The 26,806-nt window shown below is 46.0% G+C and carries 22 protein-coding genes and 2 tRNA genes; 9 read left to right on the top strand and 15 right to left on the bottom strand.

The features are described from left to right. The first annotated feature begins 335 nt into the window (after window positions 1–335). Together DW039_RS16585 and DW039_RS16580 are read left to right on the top strand one after the other, a co-directional pair. Window positions 336–1,211: an AraC family transcriptional regulator gene (locus DW039_RS16585; protein WP_005831578.1), complete on the top strand. Its 876-nt coding sequence runs from the start codon at window positions 336–338 to the stop codon at window positions 1,209–1,211. Between the two features lie 41 nt (window positions 1,212–1,252). Then, window positions 1,253–1,903 (top strand): AraC family transcriptional regulator, encoded by a 651-nt coding sequence (locus tag DW039_RS16580; RefSeq protein ID WP_243635043.1) that lies wholly within the window; start codon window positions 1,253–1,255, stop codon window positions 1,901–1,903. A 19-nt stretch (window positions 1,904–1,922) separates the two neighbouring features. On the opposite strand, the gene DW039_RS16575 is transcribed toward DW039_RS16580, so the two are convergent. After that, window positions 1,923–3,836 (bottom strand): LruC domain-containing protein, encoded by a 1,914-nt coding sequence (locus DW039_RS16575; RefSeq protein WP_120382148.1) that lies wholly within the window; start codon window positions 3,834–3,836, stop codon window positions 1,923–1,925. Window positions 3,837–4,142: 306 nt separating this feature from the next. Here DW039_RS16575 and DW039_RS16570 point away from each other — a divergent pair, with 306 nt between their 5' ends. Further along, a complete protein-coding gene (locus tag DW039_RS16570; RefSeq protein ID WP_008664940.1) occupies window positions 4,143–5,144 on the top strand; it encodes a beta-ketoacyl-ACP synthase III in 1,002 nt (333 codons plus the stop codon). A 141-nt stretch (window positions 5,145–5,285) separates the two neighbouring features. After that, on the top strand, window positions 5,286–6,788 hold the full coding sequence (locus DW039_RS16565; RefSeq protein WP_005832480.1) for a glutamine synthetase family protein: 1,503 nt from the start codon (window positions 5,286–5,288) through the stop codon (window positions 6,786–6,788). Window positions 6,789–6,849: 61 nt separating this feature from the next. Here DW039_RS16565 and DW039_RS16560 read toward each other — a convergent pair whose 3' ends face one another. The 7 genes from DW039_RS16560 to rho form a co-directional block, all read right to left on the bottom strand. Further along, a complete protein-coding gene (locus tag DW039_RS16560; RefSeq protein ID WP_120382147.1) occupies window positions 6,850–8,544 on the bottom strand; it encodes a B12-binding domain-containing radical SAM protein in 1,695 nt (564 codons plus the stop codon). Window positions 8,545–9,003: 459 nt separating this feature from the next. Beyond that, window positions 9,004–9,077 (bottom strand) — tRNA-His (locus DW039_RS16555). A 90-nt stretch (window positions 9,078–9,167) separates the two neighbouring features. Next, window positions 9,168–10,313: a CapA family protein gene (locus tag DW039_RS16550; RefSeq protein WP_120382146.1), complete on the bottom strand. Its 1,146-nt coding sequence runs from the start codon at window positions 10,311–10,313 to the stop codon at window positions 9,168–9,170. A 7-nt stretch (window positions 10,314–10,320) separates the two neighbouring features. Next, window positions 10,321–11,202 carry a bifunctional methylenetetrahydrofolate dehydrogenase/methenyltetrahydrofolate cyclohydrolase FolD gene (gene folD / locus DW039_RS16545; protein WP_009038180.1) on the bottom strand — a complete coding sequence of 294 codons (882 nt, stop codon included), beginning with the start codon at window positions 11,200–11,202 and terminating at the stop codon, window positions 10,321–10,323. An 11-nt stretch (window positions 11,203–11,213) separates the two neighbouring features. Then, window positions 11,214–12,536: a signal recognition particle protein gene (gene ffh, locus DW039_RS16540; protein WP_119957799.1), complete on the bottom strand. Its 1,323-nt coding sequence runs from the start codon at window positions 12,534–12,536 to the stop codon at window positions 11,214–11,216. 193 nt (window positions 12,537–12,729) lie between these two features. Beyond that, window positions 12,730–14,196: a sulfatase gene (locus DW039_RS16535; RefSeq protein ID WP_165853117.1), complete on the bottom strand. Its 1,467-nt coding sequence runs from the start codon at window positions 14,194–14,196 to the stop codon at window positions 12,730–12,732. A 133-nt stretch (window positions 14,197–14,329) separates the two neighbouring features. Beyond that, on the bottom strand, window positions 14,330–16,387 hold the full coding sequence (rho, locus tag DW039_RS16530; RefSeq protein WP_035448870.1) for a transcription termination factor Rho: 2,058 nt from the start codon (window positions 16,385–16,387) through the stop codon (window positions 14,330–14,332). A 292-nt stretch (window positions 16,388–16,679) separates the two neighbouring features. Here rho and DW039_RS16525 point away from each other — a divergent pair, with 292 nt between their 5' ends. Further along, window positions 16,680–17,513: a 4Fe-4S binding protein gene (locus tag DW039_RS16525; protein WP_057089127.1), complete on the top strand. Its 834-nt coding sequence runs from the start codon at window positions 16,680–16,682 to the stop codon at window positions 17,511–17,513. 3 nt (window positions 17,514–17,516) lie between these two features. Here the strand turns inward: DW039_RS16525 and tilS are convergent, their stop codons facing one another. After that, window positions 17,517–18,785: a tRNA lysidine(34) synthetase TilS gene (gene tilS, locus DW039_RS16520; RefSeq protein WP_120382144.1), complete on the bottom strand. Its 1,269-nt coding sequence runs from the start codon at window positions 18,783–18,785 to the stop codon at window positions 17,517–17,519. 346 nt (window positions 18,786–19,131) lie between these two features. Here tilS and feoB point away from each other — a divergent pair, with 346 nt between their 5' ends. The 4 genes from feoB to DW039_RS16500 all read left to right on the top strand — a co-directional run bounded on the left by feoB (window position 19,132) and on the right by DW039_RS16500 (window position 22,624). Beyond that, entirely contained in the window at window positions 19,132–21,603 is a 2,472-nt protein-coding gene (gene feoB, locus DW039_RS16515) for a ferrous iron transport protein B (protein ID WP_044468424.1), read from the top strand. Continuing rightward, complete coding sequence (locus DW039_RS21330) at window positions 21,603–21,818, top strand: hypothetical protein (protein ID WP_370293441.1); 216 nt, start codon at window positions 21,603–21,605, stop codon at window positions 21,816–21,818. The genes feoB and DW039_RS21330 overlap by 1 nt, the downstream gene beginning before the upstream one ends. A 68-nt stretch (window positions 21,819–21,886) precedes the next feature. After that, window positions 21,887–21,958 (top strand) — tRNA-Cys (locus tag DW039_RS16505). A 129-nt stretch (window positions 21,959–22,087) separates the two neighbouring features. Continuing rightward, complete coding sequence (locus DW039_RS16500) at window positions 22,088–22,624, top strand: TlpA disulfide reductase family protein (protein WP_016274283.1); 537 nt, start codon at window positions 22,088–22,090, stop codon at window positions 22,622–22,624. Window positions 22,625–22,698: 74 nt separating this feature from the next. Here DW039_RS16500 and DW039_RS16495 read toward each other — a convergent pair whose 3' ends face one another. The 6 genes from DW039_RS16495 to DW039_RS16470 all read right to left on the bottom strand — a co-directional run bounded on the left by DW039_RS16495 (window position 22,699) and on the right by DW039_RS16470 (window position 26,781). After that, window positions 22,699–23,436 (bottom strand): bifunctional 2-polyprenyl-6-hydroxyphenol methylase/3-demethylubiquinol 3-O-methyltransferase UbiG, encoded by a 738-nt coding sequence (locus DW039_RS16495; RefSeq protein WP_120382143.1) that lies wholly within the window; start codon window positions 23,434–23,436, stop codon window positions 22,699–22,701. After that, on the bottom strand, window positions 23,433–23,618 hold the full coding sequence (locus DW039_RS16490) for a hypothetical protein (protein ID WP_008664928.1): 186 nt from the start codon (window positions 23,616–23,618) through the stop codon (window positions 23,433–23,435). The genes DW039_RS16495 and DW039_RS16490 overlap by 4 nt, the downstream gene beginning before the upstream one ends. Before the next feature lie 29 nt (window positions 23,619–23,647). Further along, a complete protein-coding gene (locus tag DW039_RS16485) occupies window positions 23,648–24,025 on the bottom strand; it encodes a VOC family protein (protein WP_025834860.1) in 378 nt (125 codons plus the stop codon). Window positions 24,026–24,074: 49 nt separating this feature from the next. After that, window positions 24,075–25,220: a DUF4468 domain-containing protein gene (locus DW039_RS16480; protein ID WP_117866756.1), complete on the bottom strand. Its 1,146-nt coding sequence runs from the start codon at window positions 25,218–25,220 to the stop codon at window positions 24,075–24,077. A gap of 39 nt (window positions 25,221–25,259) precedes the next feature. Further along, complete coding sequence (locus DW039_RS16475) at window positions 25,260–25,994, bottom strand: MBL fold metallo-hydrolase (RefSeq protein ID WP_120382142.1); 735 nt, start codon at window positions 25,992–25,994, stop codon at window positions 25,260–25,262. A gap of 82 nt (window positions 25,995–26,076) precedes the next feature. Continuing rightward, entirely contained in the window at window positions 26,077–26,781 is a 705-nt protein-coding gene (locus DW039_RS16470; protein WP_120129886.1) for a pirin family protein, read from the bottom strand. Window positions 26,782–26,806 lie beyond the last annotated feature (25 nt).

Genomic DNA, 26,806 nt, shown 5'->3' with positions numbered 1-26,806 from the left:
AGAAAGTTGCAGCATATACGCGGTGAATTATTCGGTGTCATAGGAGTAGAGGCTTCTGGTAAGATGCTGATAATGAGTAGGGGAGATGAAAGTTAATCGTTCCCTGTCTCTCCGCTGAACTAACTGGATAATGAATAGGTAAGTCTCATAAATTCAACGATTTGTGGGACTTTTTTTATTCCATTATCTCTGCCCTATCGGATATTATTTAGCCCTTTATAGAATAAGAATTTATACTTTAGTTTTGACTGAACTTCAGTATATATGTGCAATTTTAGAACAAATAATCTAAAAATGATTTTCTTTTGTAACTTAGCATAATATTTAAAACAAATATGGTAAAAGCTACAAAAGATAATAGGCCTTTTTCAAGTGGTGTGTTTGATTTAGAGGAGTTCAATATTTATACAAAGGTAATTGATTTGCCTCTTGACGGGATTCCGACATATCTAGAAGAAGGGATAAATGGAGTTTGTACCGGAGGCTCTGCTCTTTTTAATGTGTTTTCTAATAAACGCAGGGTTGTGAAGAATGATTTGATAACTATTTTTCCTTATCAGTTGGCAAGTATAACCGAAATCAGTACAGACTTTGCCGTTATTTTCTTTAAAGTACCAAAGAAATTGTTTATGGATACCATTAATGGGCTGGGTAGGCTTACACTTGACTATTTTTTCTATATGAGGAAATATTATAGCTCTCCGCTCAGTGAAGAAGAGTATAAGCGCTTTGTTCATTTCTGTCATATATTGTCATGCCGTGTAGATTTATCTTGTGCCTTTCTTAGGAGGGAATCGGTGATGTATTTATTGAGGGTTTATTATTGGGACTTGTATGTGGGCTATAAGAGTAACCCCAAGGCTATGGCTTCCGTGAAGTTTGTACGTAAAGAGAAGCAGGTTTTTGAATTCTTTTATTTGGTTATAGAGTATCATACTATAAGTCGTGATGTGGCATTTTATGCAGATAAGATGTGTATCTCACCTAAATATCTGACAATGTTAATAACAGATAATACTGGTCGTTCGGCTAAAGAGTGGATTGTGGAATATACCATACTTGAGATAAAAGTCTTATTGAAAGACTCCAATCTTGAAATAAAGGAAGTGGTTTCACGAACTAATTTTCAATCGAATTCTACGATGACACGTTTTTTTCGTAAGCATACAGGCACTACTCCGTCAGAATACCGTGAGAGAATGTTTGTCTGATATTTGGATAATTTGTACTTATACCAAAAGGCAAGAAAGATATGAAAGAATATCTTAAAATAATAGATGAAATAATCGCTCTTGTGGGGGTACATTTAATTCCCAAATTTGTTAATCTATATCAAGGCCAGGTTGACATAAGATGTGAGGAAAATGATACTGGAGTCTTAATTAATATTATTGTGTCTTTACCAGATAAAAATGAACTGCAGGCTTTGCAAAATCAAGTTGGTATGGACTCACTACAAGCCAAACAGATCTTAGAAGGAATATTAAAATTGGAGAAAATGGATTCATGCAAACCATTGGAAAACAGACAACTGGAATTGAAACGAATTTGGCTTAACAAGCTTGTTTCAGTGTTGGAAGAGCATATGGAAAATACAGAGTTTAATGTTGCTATGCTCTGTCAACTGTTGGGAATGAATCGAAAACTGTTGTATCGAAAGATTAAACAGTTGACGGGGGTTACTCCAGTAAGCCTTATTCGGCGTGTTAGGATGATAAGAGCCGCTACACTTTTATTACAAGGCAGATTCACTGTATCGGAAGTAATGTATATGGTAGGCTATTCCAATCCTTCTTATTTTTCCAGGTGTTTCATGGCAGAATATAATATTTCTCCAAGTCAATATGCAATAATTCAAAAAAAACAGGTGGAGCGTCCGAATAAGGGGGCACTCCACACATGATTCATTGTCTTTTGTTCTGTTATTTTTTATACCAATCCTTACAGTCATTTCCCATTGATTTTGCCCATGTAGCAAAACCGGGATATTGGCTGTCAATTCTGTTCCTTTCTGTTACCGGGGTAAACCCTAGCATCGGTATATCGATAGCAAATGGATATGCTCCTTTACGGTCGATATAGTAAGCATCATCATTGCTGCCAATCAATGACTGATTGGCATAAGCTGTAGCTTTGTGTTTGGGCAGATGAACCTCTGTGCGATTCTGTTCTCCTTGTGAATATTTTACGATGATGTATGGATTATAGGACAATAGCTGATTCTTTAGGAAAGAACCGTTGAATTCTCTGGTGACTACATATTTATTGCCTATATTCTGTTTGGCATTGGACATTACGATAATGGACGAAGTCTCTTTTTCCAATATTGCACCTTCCGGCAAAGTGATTTTATCGCCAATTTGTGCTGCATCTATCTGATAGGCAAATGCGTTAACATATGTAGCGCCATCATGTACCGGAGTGAATTCGTCAACGATCTTCGTTACTATATTCTTTTTGTCGAAATAGACTTTGCGTTCGTATTCTACAATTACGTCATTCATGTCATAATCGCCACCGGAAGGCCAAATATCTTCGAATGCCAGTGTGCCGGTAACATTTTCATCTTCATCGGGTTTGGGTTCTTCTTTATCACCTTCATCGGGAATAGACGGCCTTTCAGGATCGTCAATAGAACTTCCCGGAGTAGCATCTACATAAAATAAAAGGTCACAGTAGCTTTGATTTACACCATCTTCTGCTCCAAGAATCGTCTTGCCGCTTTTTTGGTCTTTAACAGAGACAAAGGCCGACATGTTGTTTTGGGGATTGGAAGTGCGAAGATTTGAATTGTATGGATTATATAAATCAGGCAATTTAAGATAATCTTCTAAATTATTTCCATAACCGTTCTTAAAACCGTCGGCATAAAGAAACCAGCCTACTGTATATCCTGCTGGGAATGTATCATGGGCTTGGCCGTCTTCATCGAAGTAAAGCAGACGAACTTTATTCCCGGATTCTAAAATCAATATTTGGCCGCCATACCAGTCAAAAGACACATTGGGGAATATAATGTATTTCCTCACTTGGTCTACATCGACGGACGTTCCGGTTTTATAAAAATAATATCCGAAAGTATTGTTATAACTTGCACTTCGATTGAGAAAAATGAGATTCAATGCGGTGTTGTCCTCCTTTATCGAAATATTGATAGTTTTTCCATTACCAAGTAATTTTGAATTGTCTTGTCCTCCTTTATTGAAGAATGTTTTCATCCGGTCTGTCAAATCCAAAATACTTTCATTACCAATATTTTTTTCCTTTGTCATATATTGGCTGTTCAGCTGACCTCCTTCTCCCCAATAGCACAGTGAGTATAGATTTTGGGATTTGTTTACTAAATAAGGTACATCAGACGAAGCGCGAGTGACAGACTTTGTTTTAGGATTTGATTTTGCCGACATGTCAAAAATGACAGCATTGTCTTTAATTTCAAGTTCTATGCATCCCGGCAATCCCCATGTCGCAGTATATAAATAAACTTTATTAAGATAGGTAGGAAGCTGCATTTTTCCCTCATACTTACCGCTGTTGTCGGTATAGGTTTTGAACAAGGCTTCTATACCCTCTTTCTTTATCGGCGTACCTTCCACTGTTTCCATCGGATTTTCACCGTAAATTTCTATCAAAGGAGTAAACCCGTAAATGTCATAGTTGACAGAAAGCTGGACATCACTGCGCATCTCAAAGCCGAAATATTTATCCGGGTCAGGAAGAGGTTCTTTTTCACGATTCGGGTCGTATACGTCTTTCTCCATACAACCTGTCATAAGGCCTGAAAGTGCAAGCACTAAAATGAAAGCCCCAATGCTAATTAAGCGGTTTTGTTTCATAAGATATAAAAATGTTATGTTAATTTTATTTGTATGTATTTTTGATTAGTTACTTGCTCTTTAAATACCCGATACATTTTATTATGCAAATTTAGTCTGTATTGCTCAAACTCATTGATACAAAATTGACAAAAGAATGATAGAAAAAGGACAGTTGATTTTTTTTGTATATCCATGTGATAGTTTGTCGGGAGTGTCTTTTTGTTCTTCCTTTATTGGATTTTACCCTCTTTTCAGTATATTTGCGCTCGGCGTTTTAAGAATATTATCTTTGAGCCGATTCCAATACTAAACTAGATAGAATTAATGGAGAAAATAAATGCAGTAATTACGGGAGTGGGAGGGTATGTTCCTGACTATATTCTGACCAATGAAGAAATATCCAAAATGGTAGATACGACAGATGAGTGGATAATGGGGCGTATCGGTATAAAGGAAAGACGTATCTTGCACGAAGAAGGATTGGGGACTTCGTTTATGGCCCGTAAAGCTGTAAAACAATTAATGCAACGTACAAAATCTAATCCTGATGATATTGATTTGGTGATTGTGGCCACTACAACGGCCGATTATCATTTTCCTTCAACAGCATCCATATTATGTGAGAGAGTAAAGCTTAAGAATGCTTTTGCTTTTGATATGCAGGCTGTTTGTAGTGGCTTTTTGTATGCATTGGAAACTGGAGCCAATTTTATCCGTTCGGGAAAATACAAGAAGGTCATTGTAGTAGGGGCTGATAAAATGTCGTCGGTGATTGATTATACCGATCGTGCCACTTGTCCGATTTTTGGTGACGGTGCTGCCGCTTTCATGCTGGAACCCACCCGGGAAGATATGGGAGTAATGGATGCCGTATTGAGAACAGACGGGAAAGGTCTGCCCTTTTTACATATCAAAGCGGGAGGCTCCGTATGTGCTCCATCTTACTATACACTGGACAATCGGATGCATTATATTTATCAGGAAGGACGTACAGTCTTTAAATATGCTGTGGCCAATATGGCGGATGCTTGTGAGGCGGTCATGGAGAGGAATCACTTGGCGAAGGAGGACATTGACTGGGTGATTCCCCATCAGGCAAACATGCGTATAATTACTGCAGTTTCGCAACGCTTGGGAGTATCTCCCGAAAAGGTAATGGTCAATATAGAACGGTATGGAAATACAAGTGCCGGCACGCTTCCATTGTGTGTATGGGATTTCGAGGATAAGCTGAAAAAGGGGGATAAACTGATTTTTACAGCATTCGGAGCAGGATTTGCTTGGGGGGCTATTTACGTGAAGTGGGGATACGACGGAAAAGGTTGAGGCTCTCTGATAAGATTTAGGTTGTTTGTTTTTTTTCTGATACAACTTTTAGTATCTTTGCGAAACAGCAGTTTTTTATTGTGACAGAAAATTGCATGTGTTTTGTTAACCATATAGAAAACTAAAAACAATCAGCGTATTATGAACCAGGAATTATCCATGAGCCCCAATCTATTGGTGGCTGCCCTTCAAAAACCGGCTTCCGAATTTACGAAAGCAGACATTGTTTCCTATATAAAGGAGAACGACATTCGTATGGTGAACTTCATGTATCCTGCGGCAGACGGGAGACTGAAGACACTGAACTTTGTCATCAATAATGAAGCATACCTTGATGCCATACTTACATGTGGTGAACGCGTAGATGGTTCCAGCTTGTTTCCGTTTATAGAGGCCGGTAGCAGTGATTTGTATGTAGTGCCGCGTTTCCGGACCGCTTTTATAGACCCTTTTTCTGAATTGCCCACACTGTCAATGCTCTGTTCTTATTTCAATAAGGATGGTGAACCGCTGGAAAGTTCTCCGGAATATACCCTGCGTAAGGCATGTCAGGCATTCACTACGGTTACGGGGATGGAATTTCAGGCTATGGGAGAATTGGAATATTATGTCATTTCTGAAAATGACGGATTGTTCCCGGCTACCGACCAGCGTGGTTATCACGAATCGGCCCCTTATGCCAAGTTCAATGATTTCCGTACGGAATGTATGTCATATATTGCGCAGGCAGGCGGACAGATAAAGTATGGGCATTCTGAAGTCGGTAATTTTACGCTGGACGATAAGATTTATGAGCAGAATGAAATAGAGTTCCTGCCGGTGCGTGCCGAGGAGGCTGCTGACCAACTGGTGATAGCAAAATGGGTTATTCGTAATCTGGCTAGCCAGTATGGATATAACATTACTTTTGCACCGAAAATCACGGCAGGAAAAGCCGGTTCCGGATTACATATACATATGCGTATCATGAAGGACGGGCAGAACCAGATGCTGAAAGATGGGGCACTTTCTGAAACAGCCCGTAAGGCCATTGCGGGCATGATGAAGCTGGCTTCTTCCATTACGGCTTTCGGTAATACAAATCCTACTTCCTATTTTCGTCTGGTTCCTCATCAGGAAGCACCGACCAACATTTGCTGGGGCGACCGCAACCGTTCGGTATTGGTACGCGTTCCGTTGGGCTGGTCGGCAAAAACGGATATGTGCATGTTGGCAAATCCGTTGGAGACCCCAAGTCATTATGATACTACACAGAAACAGACGGTGGAAATGCGTTCGCCTGACGGTTCGGCCGATTTGTATCAATTGATTGCCGGACTTGCTGTAGCTTGCCGTTATGGATTTGAGATAGACGATGCTTTAGGAATTGCAGAAAAAACATATGTCAATGTAAATATCCACAAGAAAGAAAATGAAGATAAGTTGAAACAACTGGAACAGCTTCCTGACAGTTGTGCCGCTTCTGCCGATTGTTTGGAAAGACAGCGTGCTGTCTTTGAGCAATATCATGTGTTCAGTCCTGCAATGGTTGATGGGGTTATTTCCAAACTGCGTTCTTACGAGGATAGAACCTTGCGTGCAGAGATACAAGACAGTCCGGAGGAGATGCTGAAACTGGTCGAAAAGTATTTCCACTGCGGATAGGAGAAGAAATGAGGGCATAACTCGCCGCAGGTTACACAGATTGCTATAGAATTTCTGATAATCAAGAACTTTTATCTGTGTTAATCTGCGGTGATTGTGTATTTTGACACCTCTCCATTATTCCTTTGGCTTTGAATACTGGTTCTGCTTTTTGTATTTCCGATTCGAAGCCGAACCAATAACCATTTTGGGTATTGTCGTCAATGGGTAGAAAACATAAGCGGAGGCTTTCTTTGTAGTTTCCATAGATGACTTCCCAATATTCCGGTGGCATCTGGCGCTTGGTCTTGACTTTCTCTGCTGGTTTTTTCTTTAATGACATGCCTGCCTCTATCCAGGCAATGGTGACCATGATTTTATAGGCCGGATAATGCATACTGCAGAATTCATAGAGTACGAGGCCTCGCTTTTCCAGGCTCATGGGCTGGTCTATAAGATTTTTATCGATTAAAAATTCCAGAAAGCGACGTAGGAAGTCGTTGTCGTCCAGAATCAGCTTGCGGGTGATGGCTTGCCAAGCAGTTGTGTTATAGAATCCATCCAGAAGACGTGACAGTTGCCGGGCTGTTTGAAGCTCGTTGACACTGATTTCATTTGTTTGAAGCACTTCATAAGGGGGGAGAGGAGAATATCGGATGCCTAGTTCTTCCGCTCTTCTTCTCATTTCTGTGCCGGGAAGTAACTTTAGGGATTCAAGCTGTATCTCGCCGGCATTGTATCCGGCAAGTGTACGCACATCTTCAAATATTTCGGATAGGCGGTATAGAGGCAAGCCGGCAATGAGGTCGGCGTGTGTTTCCATATTGGGTAGGGAACATAGGAAACGAAGACCTTGCAGTGAGTCCTCCAGGCTTCCCATCCGACGGCTTTTCTGGAGGACCGGTTCGCGCAGGCTTTGAATACCGGCCTCGAGATGGAGCAATCCTTTAGGTAGCCTTTTCAATTCATTTTTCAGCTCTTCGGATAATAGTGCAGGGTGTATTTCTAAGTGAAAGCATATGTCCGGGTTGAATTCCAGGAAAAGTTGCAGTAATTCTTTAGCACGGCGCGGATTATAATTAAAGGTCCGGTCGAGGACGCGTACGTTTTTTATTCCATGACTGTGGATAATTTGAAGGCGTTCACGGATACTTTCAATGGACAGTGTGCGCACCGGTTTTTCTTCACCGCTGACGCAGAATGCGCATGTGTTGAAACAGCCTCGGGTAGTCTCCAGTTGTACGAATGGTTTGCTCCAGTTGAAAAAACAGCTGTTTTCCGGTGGTACGAGCCGGGAAAAGTTAAGTACACGGGCTATGCCGTTGTCTATATATTGCTTTTGAGGATTCATATAGCAGAGTCCCGGAATACTGTTCCATTTTTCCGGCTGGTTCCAGCAAGACAGCCATTGGGGGAATGCTTCTTCTCCCTCTCCCCTGAATACACAGTCGATGAAAGGGGTTTTATGCAGAAAGTCTTCATTGTTTCCTAAGAATTCAGGTCCGCCCAAGATGAAGCAGCTATTGGGAAGCAATGCTTTTAATCTCGCTGTGATGTGCAACAGTTGTTCGTGGTTGAACAACCATGTCGTTGCGGCAATGATGTCGGGTTGGTGCCGGTATATTTCGTCGACAATCATTCCTACGTTTTCATTGATGGTGGCAGATACGATTTCCCATTTTACGGAATTGTTCTTTGCTATTTGTGCGTGCAGTGCAGGGAGTGCCAACGAAGAGTGTGCATACGAGCTATTGAGGTCTATCCAAAGAATTTTCATGTTTAATTGAGTTTCATCTTTGCAAAGATAACTGATTTTGCTTTTCGTATAAACAAAAAGGGTTATATTTGCATGACGGAAATCGAAAATAGTAGAGTGTTGGTATAGAATGGTTTTTGAAAGATGAAATATTTCTTTTGTATTCTTATTTCTATAAGGTGATAACGGATTATCTTATCACTGGCTTGATAAAGTAAGGAAGGAAGTGCTATTAAGTGTGATTGATACAGAATGCAAAATATCGGAATAAGTTTCCAGCTATTTTGAACATTTTGAGAAAGTAAACTCTTTTGTACAAGGACTGGTTTAGGTAATTGATTCCTTCCTATGATGTAGGGATACTCTGTGAGGAGTATCCCTACAATTTTTTACATTGATTCCACGTTGCCTCCCTTTGGGGGATTGTTTGGACAATAACAAAAGAAGAGGAATATTCTTTCGAATTTCCTCTTCTTTGCGGGTGGCAGATGGGACTCGAACCCACGACATTCAGAACCACAATCTGACGCTCTAACCAACTGAACTACAGCCACCATGTTAGTGCATTTCTTAAATGCGGTGCAAAGATAGGGATAATCTTTAATATTGCAAAGAATGAGACGAAAATTTTTGAGATTTCTGCATTATTTTTTCTTCTCGTAGATACCTATATTGTGCTGCTGGAGCAGCTTTCGAGAGCTTTTGACAAAGATTTTCAGGTGTTTACGAGCTTCCGGCGTTAAATGTTCTGTAGGAAAACTGGCAGGATAAAGAATGTAATTTTTTTCTTTAGTAAGTTCCGGCCGGCCGGTCCAGACCAGATTATATCCACAATAGGAAACACGACAGTATGGAAAAGGCAGAGGATTGGAGTCTGGTAGAGGCGTCTGACTCTGACCGGTGTAAGAGGGACGGATGGGTTGGGGGAGAGGATGTTTCTCCAACTGCAAAGTGAAGATGAGGCCGCCGTCAGTGTTGGCCTTGCTCATATTGGAAATGAAGTTTCCCAAGGAGTAGACTATGATGTGCTGTTCGGTACCATTGGTACGTAGTTCCATCGGTTGAATGACGTGAGGGTGTGAACCGATAATATGTGTTACGCCTTGTTGGAGCAACCAGTTGGCCAGTTCGCGTTGCTCACGGTTGGGAAGGGACTGATATTCCTCTCCCCAATGCATGCAGGCAATAATGGCATCCGGTTGGCGTGCCTTGGCACTTTGGATATCTTGCAGGATGGTATTCTTATCAATATAGTTTACGATATTGGGAGAGGTAGCCTTGATACCATTGGTGCCGTAAGTATAGTTGAGTAGGGCAATGCGAAAGCCGTTTCTGTTGATGAACAGGGGATAGCGTTGCCTGCGCTCCGACAGATTCTTGTAGGTGCCTGCGTAACGAATACCGGAGGAGTCAAGTAATTGTATGGTACGCTCCATTCCCTTTTTTCCACGGTCCAGACAGTGGTTGTTGGCTGTCAGTAAAATATCGAATCCGGCGTCCTTTATGGCCTGAAGATATTCATCGGGGGCGCTGAACATAGGATAGCCCCGATAGGGCCTGCCCCCCAATGTGACTTCCAGATTTCCTATGGCGAGGTCTGCCTGGGATATTTGCTCTTTTATGAGGGAGAAGCAGGAGGAGTAGTCATATTTTCCTTCAGATACACGTGCTGCGTCTATTTGTGCCTGGTGCTGCATCAGGTCACCGACAAATAATAGCGTAATCCTTTCCTGGGAGGAAAGGGTTACGCTATACAGTAAGACAGCCATGAAGACGGCGAGCGTTTTCATTACGTTGTTATTGGTAGATTGCTTTCTTGCCGGCGAGCAATGTATTCTTCATAAGGGAAACGATAGTCATCGGACCTACGCCTCCTGGTACGGGGGTAATGAATGAACATTTAGGAGCTACTTCATCGAATTTCACATCACCGGTCAACTTGAACCCGGATTTCTTGGAGGCATCGGGCACACGGGTAGTACCTACATCAATAACGACAGCACCTTCCTTGACCATTTCCGCCTTAACAAAGTTCGGTTGTCCCAACGCAGCAATGATGATGTCCGCTTCCTGGCATTCCTTTACCAGGTCTTTGCTGCGGCTGTGGCATACGGTCACTGTGGCATCGCCGGGATAAGCCTTCTGCATCATCAGGGCAGCCATGGGCTTGCCTACAATGTTGCTGCGTCCCAACACCACGCACTTCTTGCCTGAAGTCTCTATCTGATAGCGCTTCAGCAGTTCGAGGATACCGTTGGGAGTAGCGGATACATAGCAGGGAAGGCCAATGGACATCCGTCCCACATTGATGGGATGAAAGCCGTCCACATCCTTGCGGTAGTCGATGGTTTCAATCACTTTCTGCTCGGAGATATGCTTGGGCAAGGGAAGCTGTACGATGAAACCGTCCACATCCGCATCCTCGTTCAATTCGCGTACCTTGGCAAGCAGCTCCTCTTCGGTAACGTCTGCCTCGTAGCGGATAAGTGAGGACTTGAATCCGCAAACTTCGCATGCCTTTACTTTGGCGGCAACGTAGGTTTCGCTACCTCCATCGTGTCCTACAAGAATAGCGGCCAGATGCGGGCGTTTACCCCCACGAGCCACTATCTCGGCTACTTCTGCTGCAATCTCTTGCTTTACTTGCTCTGAAATTGCTTTTCCATCAATCAGTGTCATAGGCTGTTATCTTATCTTTTAAGTTTCGGCATCATCTTACCCATCTTGCTGCCAGTGACCATCTTCATCATCTTGCGGGTCTGGTCAAACTGTTTCAGCAGGCGGTTTACTTCCTGAATATTCGTACCGCTACCTTTGGCAATGCGCTGGCGGCGTGAACCGTTCAGAATGGCCGGATTGCTGCGTTCTTCCGGAGTCATGGAGTAGATGATGGCTTCAATACTCTTGAAGGCATTGTCGTCAATGTCTATATCCTTGATGGCTTTGCCTACGCCCGGTATCATGGAGGCAAGTTCCTTCAAGTTACCCATTTTCTTGATTTGTGCAATCTGGCTCAGGAAGTCGTTGAAGTCGAACTGGTTCTTGGCAATCTTCTTTTGCAGGCGTTTGGCTTCTTCCTCGTCATATTGTTCCTGCGCACGTTCCACCAAAGATACGATGTCACCCATACCGAGAATACGGTCGGCCATACGTGAGGGATGGAACTGGTCGATGGCATCCAGCTTTTCACCGGTACCTACAAACTTGATGGGCTTGTTTACCACCGAACGGATAGAAAGGGCGGCACCACCGCGGGTATCACCATCCAGTTTGGTCAATACTACACCATTGAAGTCGAGCCGTTCGTTGAATTCCTTAGCGGTATTCACTGCATCCTGACCGGTCATTGAATCCACTACGAACAGAATCTCGTCCGGATTGATGGCCTTCTTGATGGCGGCAATCTCGTTCATCATCTCCTCATCCACTGCCAGACGACCGGCTGTATCGACAATTACAAGGTCGTAACCTTTGGCTTTGGCTTCTTGGATGGCATTTTGGGCAATGGCTACCGGATTTTTGCTGTCCGCTTCCGAGTACATCGGTACGTCAATCTGTTCAGCCAGTACACGCAACTGCTCGATAGCGGCAGGACGGTACACGTCACAAGCCACCAATAACGGCTTTTTGTTCTTCTTGCTCTTCAGCATGCGGGCCAGCTTTCCGGAGAAAGTTGTTTTACCAGAGCCTTGCAAACCGGACATTAGGATAATGGCAGGCTTGGAGTCGAGGTTTATTTCAGAAGTCTCGCCGCCCATGAGCTGGGTCAGTTCATCGTGTACGATTTTTACCATCAGCTGGCTGGGCTTAACGGCTGTCAGCACGTTTTGTCCCAAGGCTTTTTCCTTAACGGTATCGGTGAAGTTTTTGGCTACCTTATAGTTCACGTCGGCATCCAAAAGTGCCTTACGTACGTCTTTCAGGGTTTCCGCAACATTGATTTCGGTGATTTTGCCCTCACCTTTCAAAATTTTAAACGACCTTTCAAGTCTCTCGCTTAAATTATCGAACATAGTATCTAATTACAATTACTAAATTACAAATTACTCTTATTGAGGCGCAAAAGTACAAAAAATCCCTTTAACTGCCTTCTTTTGAAGCAGAATATTATTGAAGACTTGCAGCGGGATGGGCGAAAAGAATGGAAGTGCCGGTCAAGGCACTGATAATCATCTATATTATTCTGTTTTTTTTAGTTCTTTTTGCTTACTTTCTATTGATAATGTCTCTGGCGCAGGGTCCTTCGTGGTTGGGATATCCCGGTGCGTGGCTGCGCCATCTCTTGTCGGCTTCAACTTTCAGGCTTCGGTAGTCGTCCTGTGTGCGGCGGATGTAGTCGTCCAGCAGTGCCCGGTGCTCGGCCAGAATCTTTGAGTATTTGTGGTCATGGGCAAGGTTTCGTCTTTCTCCTTTATCCTTCAGCATATCATACAGTTCTTCCCCGTTGCCTTCCAGATAGTGTGTGTATTTGTATCTGGGACTGCGTATCATCCGTCCCGGGCTGACGGTCACTTCGTATTCACTGTGCCATTCGGAGGCTGCATAGAGGTGCTGTCTCTTTTGCTTCTCGCCTTTCAGAAAAGGGGCAAGGCTGATGCCGGGCTTGGAGGAAGGCACCGGAATGCCTGCCAGTTCACAGAGAGTGGGCAGCAGGTCGATAGTAGGTTGGGTCAGTAAATCTTCCACCGGTTTTTGACGGGGATGAATGCCGGGACCGGCTATGATGAAGGGCACATTTGTCATTTCTTCGTAAAAGCTGACCTGCTTGGTTACCATGCGGTGTGACCCCATTCCGTCTCCGTGGTCTGCCAGTACAATGACAATTGTATTTTTGCCGGCGGGAGTGGAGTAGAGGGCTTCCAGTACACTCTCTATCTGTCTGGCCACTATCCGCGTGTAATGCTGGAAGGCAGCGACGTAGTGCCGGTAATTGTCCTCGTTCCAGTGGGCGGCTTGCATCATCCTCCGGTGGCTGCAGCAGATGTACTGAATGGGCAACGGAAGTTTTTCCCAGTCTTCCACTTCAAAGTTTTCGGGTAGTAGCGGGAGTGGGGTACTGATGGGGCTATCTATGTGCTCCCCTTTATTTTCGCCTACATATCCGCAGATATTGTGCGGGTTTTGGAAATCGGCTATGCAGATGAAAGGTTCTTGCGGTGGATTGCTGAGATAGGCCACGGCATCCTCGCAGGTTCCTACATCCAGAAAGCTGTCATTGTTGACGGGAAATTCGGGGTCGGTGAAGGGCTTGGCAACCGGTTCCTTGTGGCGGAATCCCCTTAGGGAACCCATGTCATGGGTTTTGCCAAAGTGGACGGCCTCATAACCGTTGGCGGTGAAGAGGCTTCCCAGGGTCGGAATGCTGTCGGGCAGCGGAGGATTGATGTGTTCGGCCGAGTTGGAACGTACATTGGTTTGATGCGGCATCAGTCCGCTCCATAAGGCAGCGCGTGACGGTTGGCTGAGGGGGCATCCCACGTATGCGTTGGCAAATGTTACACCTTGGGAGGCAATTCGGTCTATAGGTGGAGTGCAGCTGGGGTCGGCACCGTATGCGCCTACTACCCGCTGGGTCAGATGGTCGCATTGAATAATAAGAAAATTGGGCGATTGCTGTGCCATTACCGGAAAGCTGCACAATGCCATTCCCATAAAAGAGTGAATCGTTTTCATCAGATTTGGATTTTATTTGTTCAAGGTTATTGTATGGTGGCAAATGTATGAAAAAACGGATATAAAAAAAGCTTCCACCTACGTTTATGAACGTAAATGGAAGCTTTTGTACAATATCTGTATGCAGTTGTTGTTAACTGTTCATGCTCATCAGGAATTCGTCGTTGTCTTTGGTCTTCTCCAGACGGTCTTTTACGAAGTCCATGGCTTCTATCGGATTCATGTCGGCAAGGTACTTGCGGAGAATCCACATGCGGTCCAGTGTCTGCTTGTCTTGCAGCAGGTCGTCGCGGCGGGTGCTGGAGGCAACGATGTTGACAGCCGGGAAGATACGCTTGTTGGACAAGTTGCGGTCGAGCTGCAACTCCATATTACCCGTACCCTTGAATTCTTCGAAGATAACCTCGTCCATCTTTGAGCCAGTGTCAATCAAGGCAGTGGCAAGGATGGTCAGTGAACCGCCGCCCTCGATGTTACGTGCTGCACCGAAGAAGCGTTTGGGCTTATGCAATGCGTTGGCATCCACACCACCGGAAAGCACTTTGCCGGAAGCCGGGGATACGGTGTTGTAGGCACGTGCCAGGCGGGTGATGGAGTCGAGGAAGATGACAACATCGTGTCCGCATTCCACCATGCGTTTTGCTTTTTCAAGGACGATGCCGGCAATCTTCACGTGGCGTTCTGCCGGTTCGTCGAAGGTAGAGGCGATTACTTCCGCATTGACGGTACGCGCCATGTCGGTAACTTCCTCCGGGCGTTCGTCGATGAGCAGCATAATCATGTAGACTTCCGGATGATTGGCGGCAATGGCGTTGGCTATGTCTTTCATCAAGATGGTCTTACCGGTTTTGGGCTGTGCTACAATCAAGGCACGCTGACCTTTGCCGATGGGGGCAAACAAGTCTACGACACGGGCCGACATAGAGTCGGAGTATCCGCCTTTGCAAAGCTTGAACTTCTCGTCCGGGAAGAGGGGGGTGAGGTGCTCGAACGGTACGCGGTCGCGTACGAAAGCCGGGTCACGTCCGTTTATTTTGGATACTTTTACCAGCGGGAAGTACTTTTCGCCTTCTTTCGGGGGACGGATTACGCCTTCTACCACATCACCGGTTTTCAGGCCGAACAATTTGATTTGTGATTGTGATACGTAAATATCGTCCGGTGAGGACAAATAGTTGTAATCGGAGGAACGGAGGAAGCCGTAGCCATCCTGCATGATTTCCAGTACACCGGTTCCGGTGAGGATGTCATCGAATTCGTACGTCTTCTCGCGTTCTATTACGGGTTTGCGTTCCGGAGCGGCGGGATAGTTCTCTCCGTTGTTATACGGTTGTGCAGGGCGCTGCTGCACGGGGCGCTGTTGGTTATAGCCACCGTTGCGGTTGTTATTGTTGTTGTTATTGTATGGGTTGTTGTTGTCGCGGGCGCGGAGGCGCGGGCGTTGTGGCTGTTGCGGTTCGGCTGGGGCAGCGGCAGGAGTGGGAGTGGCGGGAGTTTCCGCTTTGGTCGCTTCGAATTTGCCGATAAGTTCGGATGGCAATTCTATTTTTTCCGTAGGGAGGTCTTCAATGGGGATGAAGTCATCTGCCGCTTCGGCCAGGATAGGGCTTTCGTCCGGTACGATATTCTTCACGGCTTTTTTAGCTTCCACTTTTTTAGCTTCCGCTTGGGGTTCCGTTTTCGGAGCTTTAGCCTCGAAGTTCAATTCCGGTTCGGCAACCTTCGGGGTTTCCGTTGCTTGGGGTGCGGCAGTCTCTTCCTTTACCTTGCGGGGGCGTCCCGGTTTGCGTTTGGGTGCGGCGGCTTCTTTGGCTGGCGCCGGCGTTGCAGCTTCTATGGTCGGTTCTTGGGGTGCTTCCACAGTTTTGGGTTGTTCTTTCGCAGCCGGTGCTTCCTCTGTTTTGGCTTTGGTGAGGTCTCCGTTTTTATTGGCTGAGAACACTTTGTCGGCACCTTCCTTTTTTACGGTCTTGACAGTGACGCGCGAGCGTTTTTGCTTTTCCCCTTTACGCTCTTCCTTCAGCTTGTCGGCGGCAACTTTCTTGGTAGCGCCTGCGATAGCTTGTTCGTCAAGTATCTTGTAAACAAGTTCTTCTTTTTTGAGTGAGTCTGTTTTTTTTATACCCAGTTCTTGGGCAATAGTTTGTAGTTCCGACAAATTTTTGTCGTTCAGTTGAATGATGTTATACATACAGTATATATGTGAATGGTTTAAAATTTACTTTTATTGAAAGGCATAAGTGCACAGTTACAGTTGTTGTAGGAAGCAACTTGGGCAAGTTTACCTTGTGATATATGATTTATATGGGATATTTATTATTGAACCGGAAATCTGATAAACAATTCTCGCCACAGCAAGAAGTCGCAGAATGTTTCAACGGTGCAAAGGTAATAAATATTTTTGGTTTCATAAACAAATCATCTTTTTTTTAAATTTAAAACTTTATCTTTGCTGTATTAACAACAACATGAAGGATTGGTTTATGAATATAGATGAAGTACAGTTGATAACTTTTTCACCTACTTGTACCTCTAAACAAGTGGGAGAGGCAATTGTTCACGGAACGGGAATTTCGTCTGTCTCCAAAGTGGACCTCACCTTGGAGGCGGCGGGTAAAAGGGAGGTGCCTTCTCATGCTTTGGCGGTCATCACGGTGCCCGTATATGGCGGTCATGTGGCTCCTTTGGCATTGGAGAGAATGAAGAAGCTTCATGCTGACGGTGCACCTGCCGTGGTTGTGGTGGTTTACGGCAACCGGGCCTATGAGAAGGCTTTGGTGGAATTGGATGCTTTTGTCACGAAGTTGGGCTTCAAGGTAATTGCAGGCGCCACGTTTGTAGGCGAGCATTCTTATAGCAGTGAGAAATATCCGGTGGCGGCCGGACGTCCGGATGCGGACGACTTGGAGTATGCAAAGCTTTTTGGTGAAAAGATACGTGCTAAAATAGCAGCGGCCGAAGATATGGAGAAACTGTATGGGGTGGATGTGACCCGTATCCAGCGTCCGCGCCAGCCTTTCTTCCCGTTGCTCCGCTTTTTGCGCAGAGTCGTCAAGTTGCGTAAGAGTGGGGTGCCTATGCCCCGCACTCCGCAAGTAGATGCGGAACGTTGTACGCATTGCGGATATTGCGTGAAGCATTGTCCTGCAGGAGCCATTATAAAAGGAGACGAGTGTAATACGGTTGCAGAGAAATGCATCAAATGTTGTGCTTGTGTGAAAGGCTGTCCGCAGAAGGCGCGCACGTATGACACGCCGTTTGCCGTATTGCTTTCCGATTGCTTCAAGAAACAGAAGGAGGACAGAATCATTCTGTGATGGCTACTGGTCGGTGGTTGATACGACCAGCACTTTCCGGGTTCTTTCGTCTATTCTGAAACGGTTGTCCACCCGTTCTCCCACCAGCCAGATGATGTCATCTCCGCAGCAAAGCACCCATTGCCGTTCTTTGTGCAGAATGGAGAACTTGCGGTCGGTCAGGTAGTCGCTTACTTTCTTCCGGCCTTTCATGCCGAAGGGCACGAAACTGTCTCCCTGCCTGCAAAGGCGTAGCGAGAGGGGATGCTGGAGTTTGTCGGCATCAAAGCAGGCAGTAGCTTTGTCGCGTGGAATCATGAAATCCGGTGTATAGGGATGTTCTTTTATTTCCAATAAGGGCTTTACGGCTTCTTGTACGGGCTCTATCAACAACGAGCCGCGGTCTTTGATGACACGCCAGCCGGGGGTAGTAAAGACTTTGCCGGGCTGTCCGTCCAATGTTCGGCAGATGTCCCTTACTTGTGCGGCGTTGAATCCAAGCGGATGCAGAATTTCAAATAAGACCGTTTCCGGTGCCGCTTCTTGCCTCAGGGCGCCGATACTTATGCCTTCCGGTGTCTTGACTCGCAGTTTGGCTTCTTCTATACCTATATTATATATAGAGGCGGCATCGTCCAGATGCTCTGCCGTTTTGAGGATGCTTTCCTTGACGGAGGGGTTTATCTCCTGCATCATGGGAAGCAGGTTCAAGCGTATTTTGTTGCGGGTATATTCGTCCTGCAGATTGGTGCTGTCCGTCACGTAGGCTTGCCCGATACTTTCCAGATAACCGACGATTTCCTTTCTGTCCAGGCAGAGCAAGGGGCGGACTATATGTCCGTTTCGGGGGCGTATACCCCGCAATCCGTTGATGCCGGTACCGCGAATCAGATTGAGCAGCAATGTCTCTACACTGTCATCTTGATGGTGGGCGACGGCAATGACAGCTGCACTGCATGCTTCCCTTGTTTTTTCGAACCACGCGTAGCGCAATTCCCTTGCAGCCATTTCGATGGAGATATGCCGTTCCTTTGCTTCCTGCTCCGTGTTGAAGTGGACGGTGTGCAGCGTCACCCGGTGCTCCAGGCAGAGTTGGCGTACAAAGTGCTCGTCGCGGTCGGATTCCGCTCCGCGCAGATGGAAGTTGCAATGGGCGGCTTCGCATGTGTATCCCAGGCTGAGGAGCAGGCGCAGCAACGCCACGGAGTCCGCCCCGCCGCTCAGTGCCACAAGTATCTTGTCGTCCAGCGAGAAGAGCTTGTGGCGCTCGATGTATTGTACTACCTTCTGCATATTCAACTATAGAGTGGTGCAAAGATAGTGCAAACGATTTTTATTGCCATATCTGCAAGTATCTATTTTCAGAATCTCTATCGGCTAAGGTCGTATTTGCTAAAAGCTAATCTTACCACAGCTGTGTTTTATGCATACCACACCTTTGTTCTTTTCTTTCCACGGCTGTGGAAAGAAAAGAACAAAGGTGTGGTGAAGTTACGATTTAGTATCTCTGGAAGTAGTGTTCTGCCTTCTGGGCATTATTGTTTAGTGTCTCTTATTTAAAAACATTCTAAATTATTTGTGCCTTGCGTACATAAGTATTATCTTTGCCCCCAAAATAGAAAAGAAAGGCAGAAAGACTATGCGTTTGTCCGAATTGAATACCGGTGAAAAAGGTGTAATCGTAAAAGTGCTGGGACACGGTGGTTTCCGCAAACGGATTGTGGAAATGGGATTTATTAAAGGTAAAACAGTGGAGGTCTTGCTGAATGCTCCGTTACGTGACCCTATCAAATACAAAGTAATGGGATATGAGATTTCTCTTCGTCGGCAGGAGGCTGAGATGATAGAGATTATCAGTGAGCAGGAAGCTAAGGAGCAGGCTGTGCAGCCCGATTACCACGAGGGGTTGGGCGAAAACATGCATCTGGGCGAAGATGAGCTGAAGCAACTGGCCCTCGGCAAACGCCGCACCATAAATGTAGCTTTGGTGGGAAATCCCAACTGTGGTAAAACTTCTCTTTTTAACATCGCTTCCGGTTCGCACGAGCATGTGGGCAATTACAGTGGCGTTACGGTAGATGCCAAGGAGGGGTATTTTGATTTCCAAGGCTACCACTTCCGTATTGTCGACCTTCCCGGAACCTATTCCCTCTCGGCCTACTCCCCTGAAGAAATCTATGTCCGCCGGCACATTATCAATGAAACGCCGGATATCATTATCAATGTTGTGGACTCTTCCAACCTGGAACGCAATCTCTATCTCACCACCCAGCTGATTGATATGAACGTGCGCATGGTGATTGCACTGAACATGTACGATGAGCTGGAAGCCAGTGGAAACACGCTGGACTATGTAAAGCTCAGCCAGTTGTTCGGAGTTCCGATGTTGCCTACGGTCAGCCGTAGCGGAAAAGGCATTGAACAGCTGTTCCATGTGATTATCAATATTTACGAAGGCGGCGACTTCCTCGACCATAAGGGCAGGATGCGCAGCGAGATATTGAGTGACCTTCGCAGCTGGCATCAGGAGTATGTTCCCGACCATGACTTCGGCAGCCATAAAGAAGAGATAGAACAGCCGCGTGGCTTCTACCGTCATATCCATATCAATCACGGTCCCGAGCTGGAACGTAGCATTGAGGAGGTGAAGCGCGTCATCAGCGTCAATGAGAACATCCGCCACAAATATTCCACGCGTTTCCTTGCCATCAAGTTGCTGGAGAACGACGAAGACTTGAAAAAGATTGTGGAAGAGTTGCCCAATGGAAAGGAGATTCTTGCCGTCCGCGACCGGGAAGAGGCACGGATTGCCGAGGTGGTGAACGAGGAGAGCGAGCAGGCCATCACCGATGCCAAGTATGGTTTTATAGCCGGTGCCCTGCGCGAGACCTATGTGGACAATCATCAGGATACGTCGCGCACTACTCAAATCATAGACTCAATCGTTACTCACCGTGTATGGGGTTATCCCATTTTCTTCCTTTTCCTTTATCTGATGTTCGAAGGCACCTTTGTGCTGGGCGACTATCCTATGCAGGGGATTGAATGGCTGGTAGGCGAATTGGGCGACCTGATACGCAACAAAATGTCCGAAGGACCGCTGAAGGACCTTCTGGTGGATGGTATTATCGGAGGTGTGGGCGGTGTCATTGTTTTCCTGCCGAATATTCTGTTGCTCTATTTCTTTATTTCCTTGATGGAAGACTCGGGCTATATGGCACGTGCCGCTTTCATTATGGATAAGATTATGCATAAAATGGGGCTGCATGGAAAGTCTTTCATTCCGCTGATTATGGGCTTTGGGTGTAATGTGCCCGCCATTATGGCTTCGCGTACCATTGAGAACCGCAAGAGCCGTCTGGTGACGATGCTCATCAATCCGCTGATGTCGTGCAGCGCCCGTCTACCCATCTATTTATTGCTGGTAGGCGCCTTCTTTCCGAACAATGCGAGCTTTGTGCTGTTAGTAATCTATGCCATCGGCATTCTGTTGGCAGTGGTCATGGCACGTCTTTTCTGCCGCTTTCTGGTGAAAGGAGACGATACGCCGTTTGTCATGGAGCTGCCGCCTTATCGTATGCCGACGTCCAAGGCCATCTTCCGCCATACGTGGGAGAAGGGGGCGCAGTATCTCCGCAAGATGGGAGGCATCATTATGGTGGCATCCATCGTTATCTGGGCATTGGGATATTATCCCAACCACGATGAATATGAAAGTGTGACGGAACAGCAGGAGAATTCCTACATCGGCCGGATTGGTAAAGCCATGGAACCGGTCATCGAACCGTTGGGATTCGACTGGAAGCTGGGCATCGGCATCCTTTCCGGCGTGGGCGCCAAGGAGCTGGTGGTAAGCACGCTCGGAGTGCTTTATGCCGACGATGCCGAGGCAGATGCCGTAAGCTTGGGTGAACGCATTCCGATAACGCCCCTGGTGGCTTTCGGTTACATGGTGTTTGTGCTGATTTATTTTCCGTGCATCGCCACGTTGGCAGCCATTAAAGGGGAGTCGGGCAGTTGGAAGTGGGCCGTGTTTGCGGGGCTTTATACTACTGCGCTGGCCTGGCTGATGTCTTTTGCAATTTATCAGATAGGAGGTCTGTTTTTATGATGAATAGTTGGCAGGAGTGGGTAGTAGCCTTATTGTTGTTGCTCTGCGCTGTGCGGATTGGCATGAGTATTTATTCTTTTTTTCATCGGGTCAAAGAAAATGGTAATCCGTGTGATAGCTGTGCAAGTGGCTGTGAACTAAAGAATTTATATGATAAGAAGCGTGCGGAGTGCAGTGGAGTGACGAAAAAAAAGAAGAAAAGTTGTTGCGGATAGTTGGTAGTTTCAAAAAAAGTGCTACCTTTGCATCCGCAAACAAGAAATAAAGAGTTCTTGTAAGAACCGGTACCTTGGATGAGTGGCTTAGTCAGCGGTCTGCAAAACCGTGTACGGCAGTTCGAATCTGCCAGGTACCTCGAAGAATAAAACTCCGAAACTGCTTTTTAAAAGTGTTTCGGAGTTTTTTGTTATAGGGAATTGTTTGCCCATTCTATAAAATATCATTCGCTGAATAGTTACAGCTTACTTATTAAAGATTGAATAAAATGAAAAAAGTTGGATTTCTGATTTTCTGTCTGTTTGCTATGTGCAGCATGGCAGGCAAAGCACAGGATGTAGTGGCGGACAGTACCGGTTACATCGTTAAGGTAGGGGAGATGGCTCCTGATTTTACAGTGAAGCTGACGGATGGGAAAAGCATTACCCTTTCGGAACTTCGTGGGAAGGTGGTCATGTTGCAGTTTACCGCGAGTTGGTGTGGGGTATGTCGTAAGGAGATGCCTTTCATTGAGAAGGATATATGGCTGAAGCATAAGTCGAATCCGGATTTTATGCTGATTGGCATTGACCGTGACGAGCCGTTGGAGAAAGTGATTGCTTTTGGTAAGTCAACCGGAGTGACCTATCCTTTGGGTCTGGACCCGGGAGCGGATATATTTGCGAAGTATGCGCTTCGCAAGGCAGGTATCACACGCAATGTCCTGATTGATAAGGAAGGGCGTATTGTGAAGCTGACACGTTTGTATAACCCTGAAGAATTTGCTTCTCTGGTGAAGGAGATTGACGGAATGCTTTCTGAATAGCAGGCATAGGCAAGATATAAAAAAACGAAGTGCCCCCTAAAAGTTTTTGTCTAACCTTTAGGGGGCACTTCATTTTATGCTTGTCGGGACAGTTTGGCAAGATAGTCATAATGTGTACCCTCTTTCACCAGTTCTGCTTTGAAGCCGTTTTCGGCAGCATAGATGCTCAGGGTCTGGAAGTCGATGTAGAGCCAGTCAAAGGAGTCGCCTTTGACATTCTTGTATTGCATCTGGAAGTCTACCTCTCCGTAGTAATCACCGGCAAGGTCGATAACAATACTGCCATCTTCCTCTTCGAACAGATAGCTCAGGTTGCTGGAATCCATTAAAACGCAGCCTCCAGGCCGGAGCAGCAGCTTCATCTTCCGGAAAAAATCAGGCAGATTCTCCAACTTTCCGATAATGCCGGAACCGTTCATCAGCATCAGGATAGTGTCGTATTCATCGGCAAACTGTTCATTGAACAGATTGGTTTGTGATACGCTACGCACACCTCGCTGCTTCATCACCTCCACGGAAAGCGGGGAAATGTCGATGGCATGGACCTCTTTTCCGGCTTCTTGCAGGGTAAGGCTATGGCAACCGCTACCGGCACCCACATCCAGAATCTTTCCGGTCGCCATTTGCAGAGCAGTACGCTCCAGCAAGGGCATTTGCTTTTCTGTGCGGAATAGCTCTTCGACGGGAATTTCGTCCTCATCGAATTGTGAAGAGAACACGCGTAGGCGGTCGGCTTTATGCCGTTTAAAGTAATCGGCTATGGCTGCGCCCATCGGGTCCTTGTCGGCAGGCAATAAGGCTGTATTTATCATTTCTTATGTCTGTTAGCGCGTTTGCGGCGGATTTCTGCTTTCATTTTGGCTGAGGCGGAACCGTGTTGCCCGGTAATGTAGGTTTTCTTCTTGGCTTTGGTCTTTATCTTGTTTTCTTCTTTAGGTTTGTCCTTTTTGCCTTTGAAGACAATACCACCCATCATCGCTTCTTCTATACTCATATATTTCGTTGTTTTAGTGATGTAAAATATCATTTCTCCGGCAATACCTCAATCCAATAGTCATCCGGGTCATTGATAAAGTACAGTCCCATTGCAGTGTTTTCGAAGCATACCCATCCGTTTTCCTTATGGTATTGGCGTATGGCGTCGTAATCGCCGGATACGCGGAAGCAGAGGTGACTCTCGTTCTCTCCTAATTCGTAGGCTTGTGGGTGCTCCTTCAAGCAGGTCAGTTCCAGCAGGAAGCCGGTACTGCCGTCGGTCAGATAGACCAGAGTGAAAGAGCCGTCGGACGACTCTTTCCTATGATGTTCTTTCAGGCCCAGTGCCTTTTCGTAGAATGCGATGCTACGTTCCAGGTTGGTGACATTGATATTAAAATGGTCGAATTTACTTTTTATTTCCATTTGTTTATTCCTGATTTGATTATTTACAATTTACAGTCTGCGTGTGCGGTCATTTGACCATTGCTTTCAGAATTTCGCCTACATACGTGCGTGGCATACCTTCCATCGTTGCCGGTGAAGGCTGCTTCTTACATTCCAGAATGACCGTAGGCTCTGTCTGTCCCGTAGGATAGAAACGGATGGTATAGCTTTCTGCTTTTTCCATTTGTTCATACGGCTGGTCGGGCGACAGTATGCTGAATACAACTGGTTTGCCGTTGACTTTGCCCAAAGAACCTCCGGAGTTTGCTGTCATCATGGTCATGTTGAAAGGCTCTTGGCCGATGACGATAACCAATTTGCCTGCTCCGGTCTGGATGGCATCGGCTGACAATTGCTCGGGGGCTATGGTCTTGTATTCTTGCTGCTGGCTCTTTTGGGCAGGAACCAGTGCGGCAGGTTTCTTGACTTGGGGCACTTCGATGACTTGGGCATCTTTCACGACGCCTTCGGATGCCTTTTCAGCAGCCTGGGCAGGTTCCACGGTAACTTGTTTCTTCGGGGTGATTACCGTCGGACCGGAATTGACGACAGCTTTCACCTCTTTCTTTTCTTCCTTCTTTTCTTCTACCGGAGCTTTGGCAGTGGTGGCGCTCAATGCTTCTGCTGCTCCCAGGCAAAGGTCATCAACGAAGTCTACGGTTTTTCTGCGCCACTTGGCAAGTCCGCGTACCAGTTTGGTCTTCGCCTTGTTCAAGGCATACTTGTCTACAATCCACTCCTCGGCGGTATATTTTTCTTTTCCTTCGCGGTAGTTAAACCGTATCTTTTCTACTTCGAGCACGCTCTTTTCGGGTTGGCAGGTCACAGTCAGCTGGTAAAGGATTTTGGTACGGTCTAATGACAGAGCCGTAGAACTGAATACAATCCATTCATCCCCGATACCTACAATTTGTCCTTTCTCTTTGTCTGAGAATACTACACGGCTGGTATTTTCATTCTCTTTCAGACGGGCATCCATCCAGCCGAGCAGACGTTCGTAGATTTCATCCTGAGACATGCCGGGGATGCTGAACTCTTTGGTGAATACCACTTTGCCGTCCACCTCGGGAACAGCACCGGCCAGATATTTACTGTCGTCCTTATCCTGCGCCTGCAGCATGGCCGGCAAACAAAGGCAAAACAGTGTAAAAAGAAGTTGTGTCAAATTTTTCATAATAGTATGTGTTTTAATTATTAATTTACGAATTATGGGCTACAAGTTGGGGAGTTCGAAACTTTCACCACGGTGTGCAATGCTCAGAAAGCGGCATCCCTTGCTCTCGGCAAACTGCCGGAAGGCGTTGCCTCCCTGATAATCTTCGCTGAAGTGCATCGGTACAAATATAGTGATTTTTATTCGTTCCACGAATTGTTCTGCTCCATGCATATAATCTTTTCCGATACGGCTGTCCACCGGAAACATGGCTACATCTACGGCAGGTGCAGTTTGCTGCAGCTCTCTCACTTCGGCCAGAAAGTCACCTTCGGCCTTGCGTATTTCCTGCGGAGTAGATTCCTCGCTCCAGTGCCAGTTGTTCAGGTCACCGGCATGGAACAGCCGTCTGCCCTGCAGGTCTATCAGGAAGGAGATACCCACATCGGTAGAACCGAAGGCCTGGATACGGATATGTTCGTCTTCGTAGGTGTCGCCCTTATTGATGTAGGTGGCATCTTCCGCTGAGGCGCGGCGGTGCTTCAGGATGTCTTTGGAGAATATGTAGCGGATGTCGGGCCGCAGTTTTTTCCATGAAAGAACTTCGCGATTGAAGTGGTCGGGATGGAAATGCGAGCATAGTACGTAGAGTAAGCCCGGCTTTTCCAAGAGATAGTCGTGCACGATACCTTTATTGAAAACCTCTTCCGAGGAATCTTTATAGTAATCGATAATGACCGTCACTCCGTCCGCTTCAATCGCGAAGCCGCTATGGTAGATGTAATCAAGTTTCATTTACGGATTGAATTATAGCGCAATATTACAAAAAACGCTACACAAACTTCCGGTTTAAGCTGTTATTTTATGCAAAAGCACGCTACATCGGTACTTCTATGAAGAGAATGTGAGAGTCTTTCAATGTTTCCAGCTCAAAACTGCCGGTTTCGTATACTCCCATTCCGTCACGGCGTGAGAGTATTGTGCCGTCCACTTTGACTTCACCTTCCATTACGAAGATGTATGCACCGGAATGCGATTGGTGCATGTGGTAGTCAATCTTCTTTCCGGCTTCTATTTCACCGATAGAAAACCAGGTCTGTTGTAGCAGTCTGGCAGGAGCATCGCCGTCAGGGGATACTATTAGTGCCATTTCATTTTTGCGCAGGAGTGGACGTACGTCGAAGTCCTGGTATGCGGGTGGTGTGTTCAGCTTTTCGGGCATCACCCAGATTTGCAGGAATTCTACCGCTTCAGTGTCACTGCCGTTCATTTCGCTGTGGTAGATGCCGGTGCCGGCGCTCATGGTTTGTATATCTCCCGGAATGATGATGCGGCTGTTCTGATGATTGTCCCCATGTTTCAGTTTCCCTTTCAGGGGAATGGAGATGATTTCCATATTTTTATGAGGATGTGTGCCGAAGCCCTTTCCCGGAGCCACACGGTCGTCGTTCAGTACACGCAAGGCGCCGAAATTCATCCGGCGGGGATTGTAATACTCGTCGAAACTGAAGGTGTGGTGGCTGTCAAGCCAATCATATAGGGAATGACCTCTGCTGTCTGATTTGTCTATAACTTTTTTCATAATTTATTCCTTTTCTTAAAATGGT

This window comes from Bacteroides sp. AF39-16AC, from assembly GCF_003602735.1.
GTDB lineage: Bacteria > Bacteroidota > Bacteroidia > Bacteroidales > Bacteroidaceae > Bacteroides > Bacteroides uniformis.
Note: the sequence above shows the minus strand (reverse complement) of the source record. Positions and strands in the feature narration are given on the sequence as shown.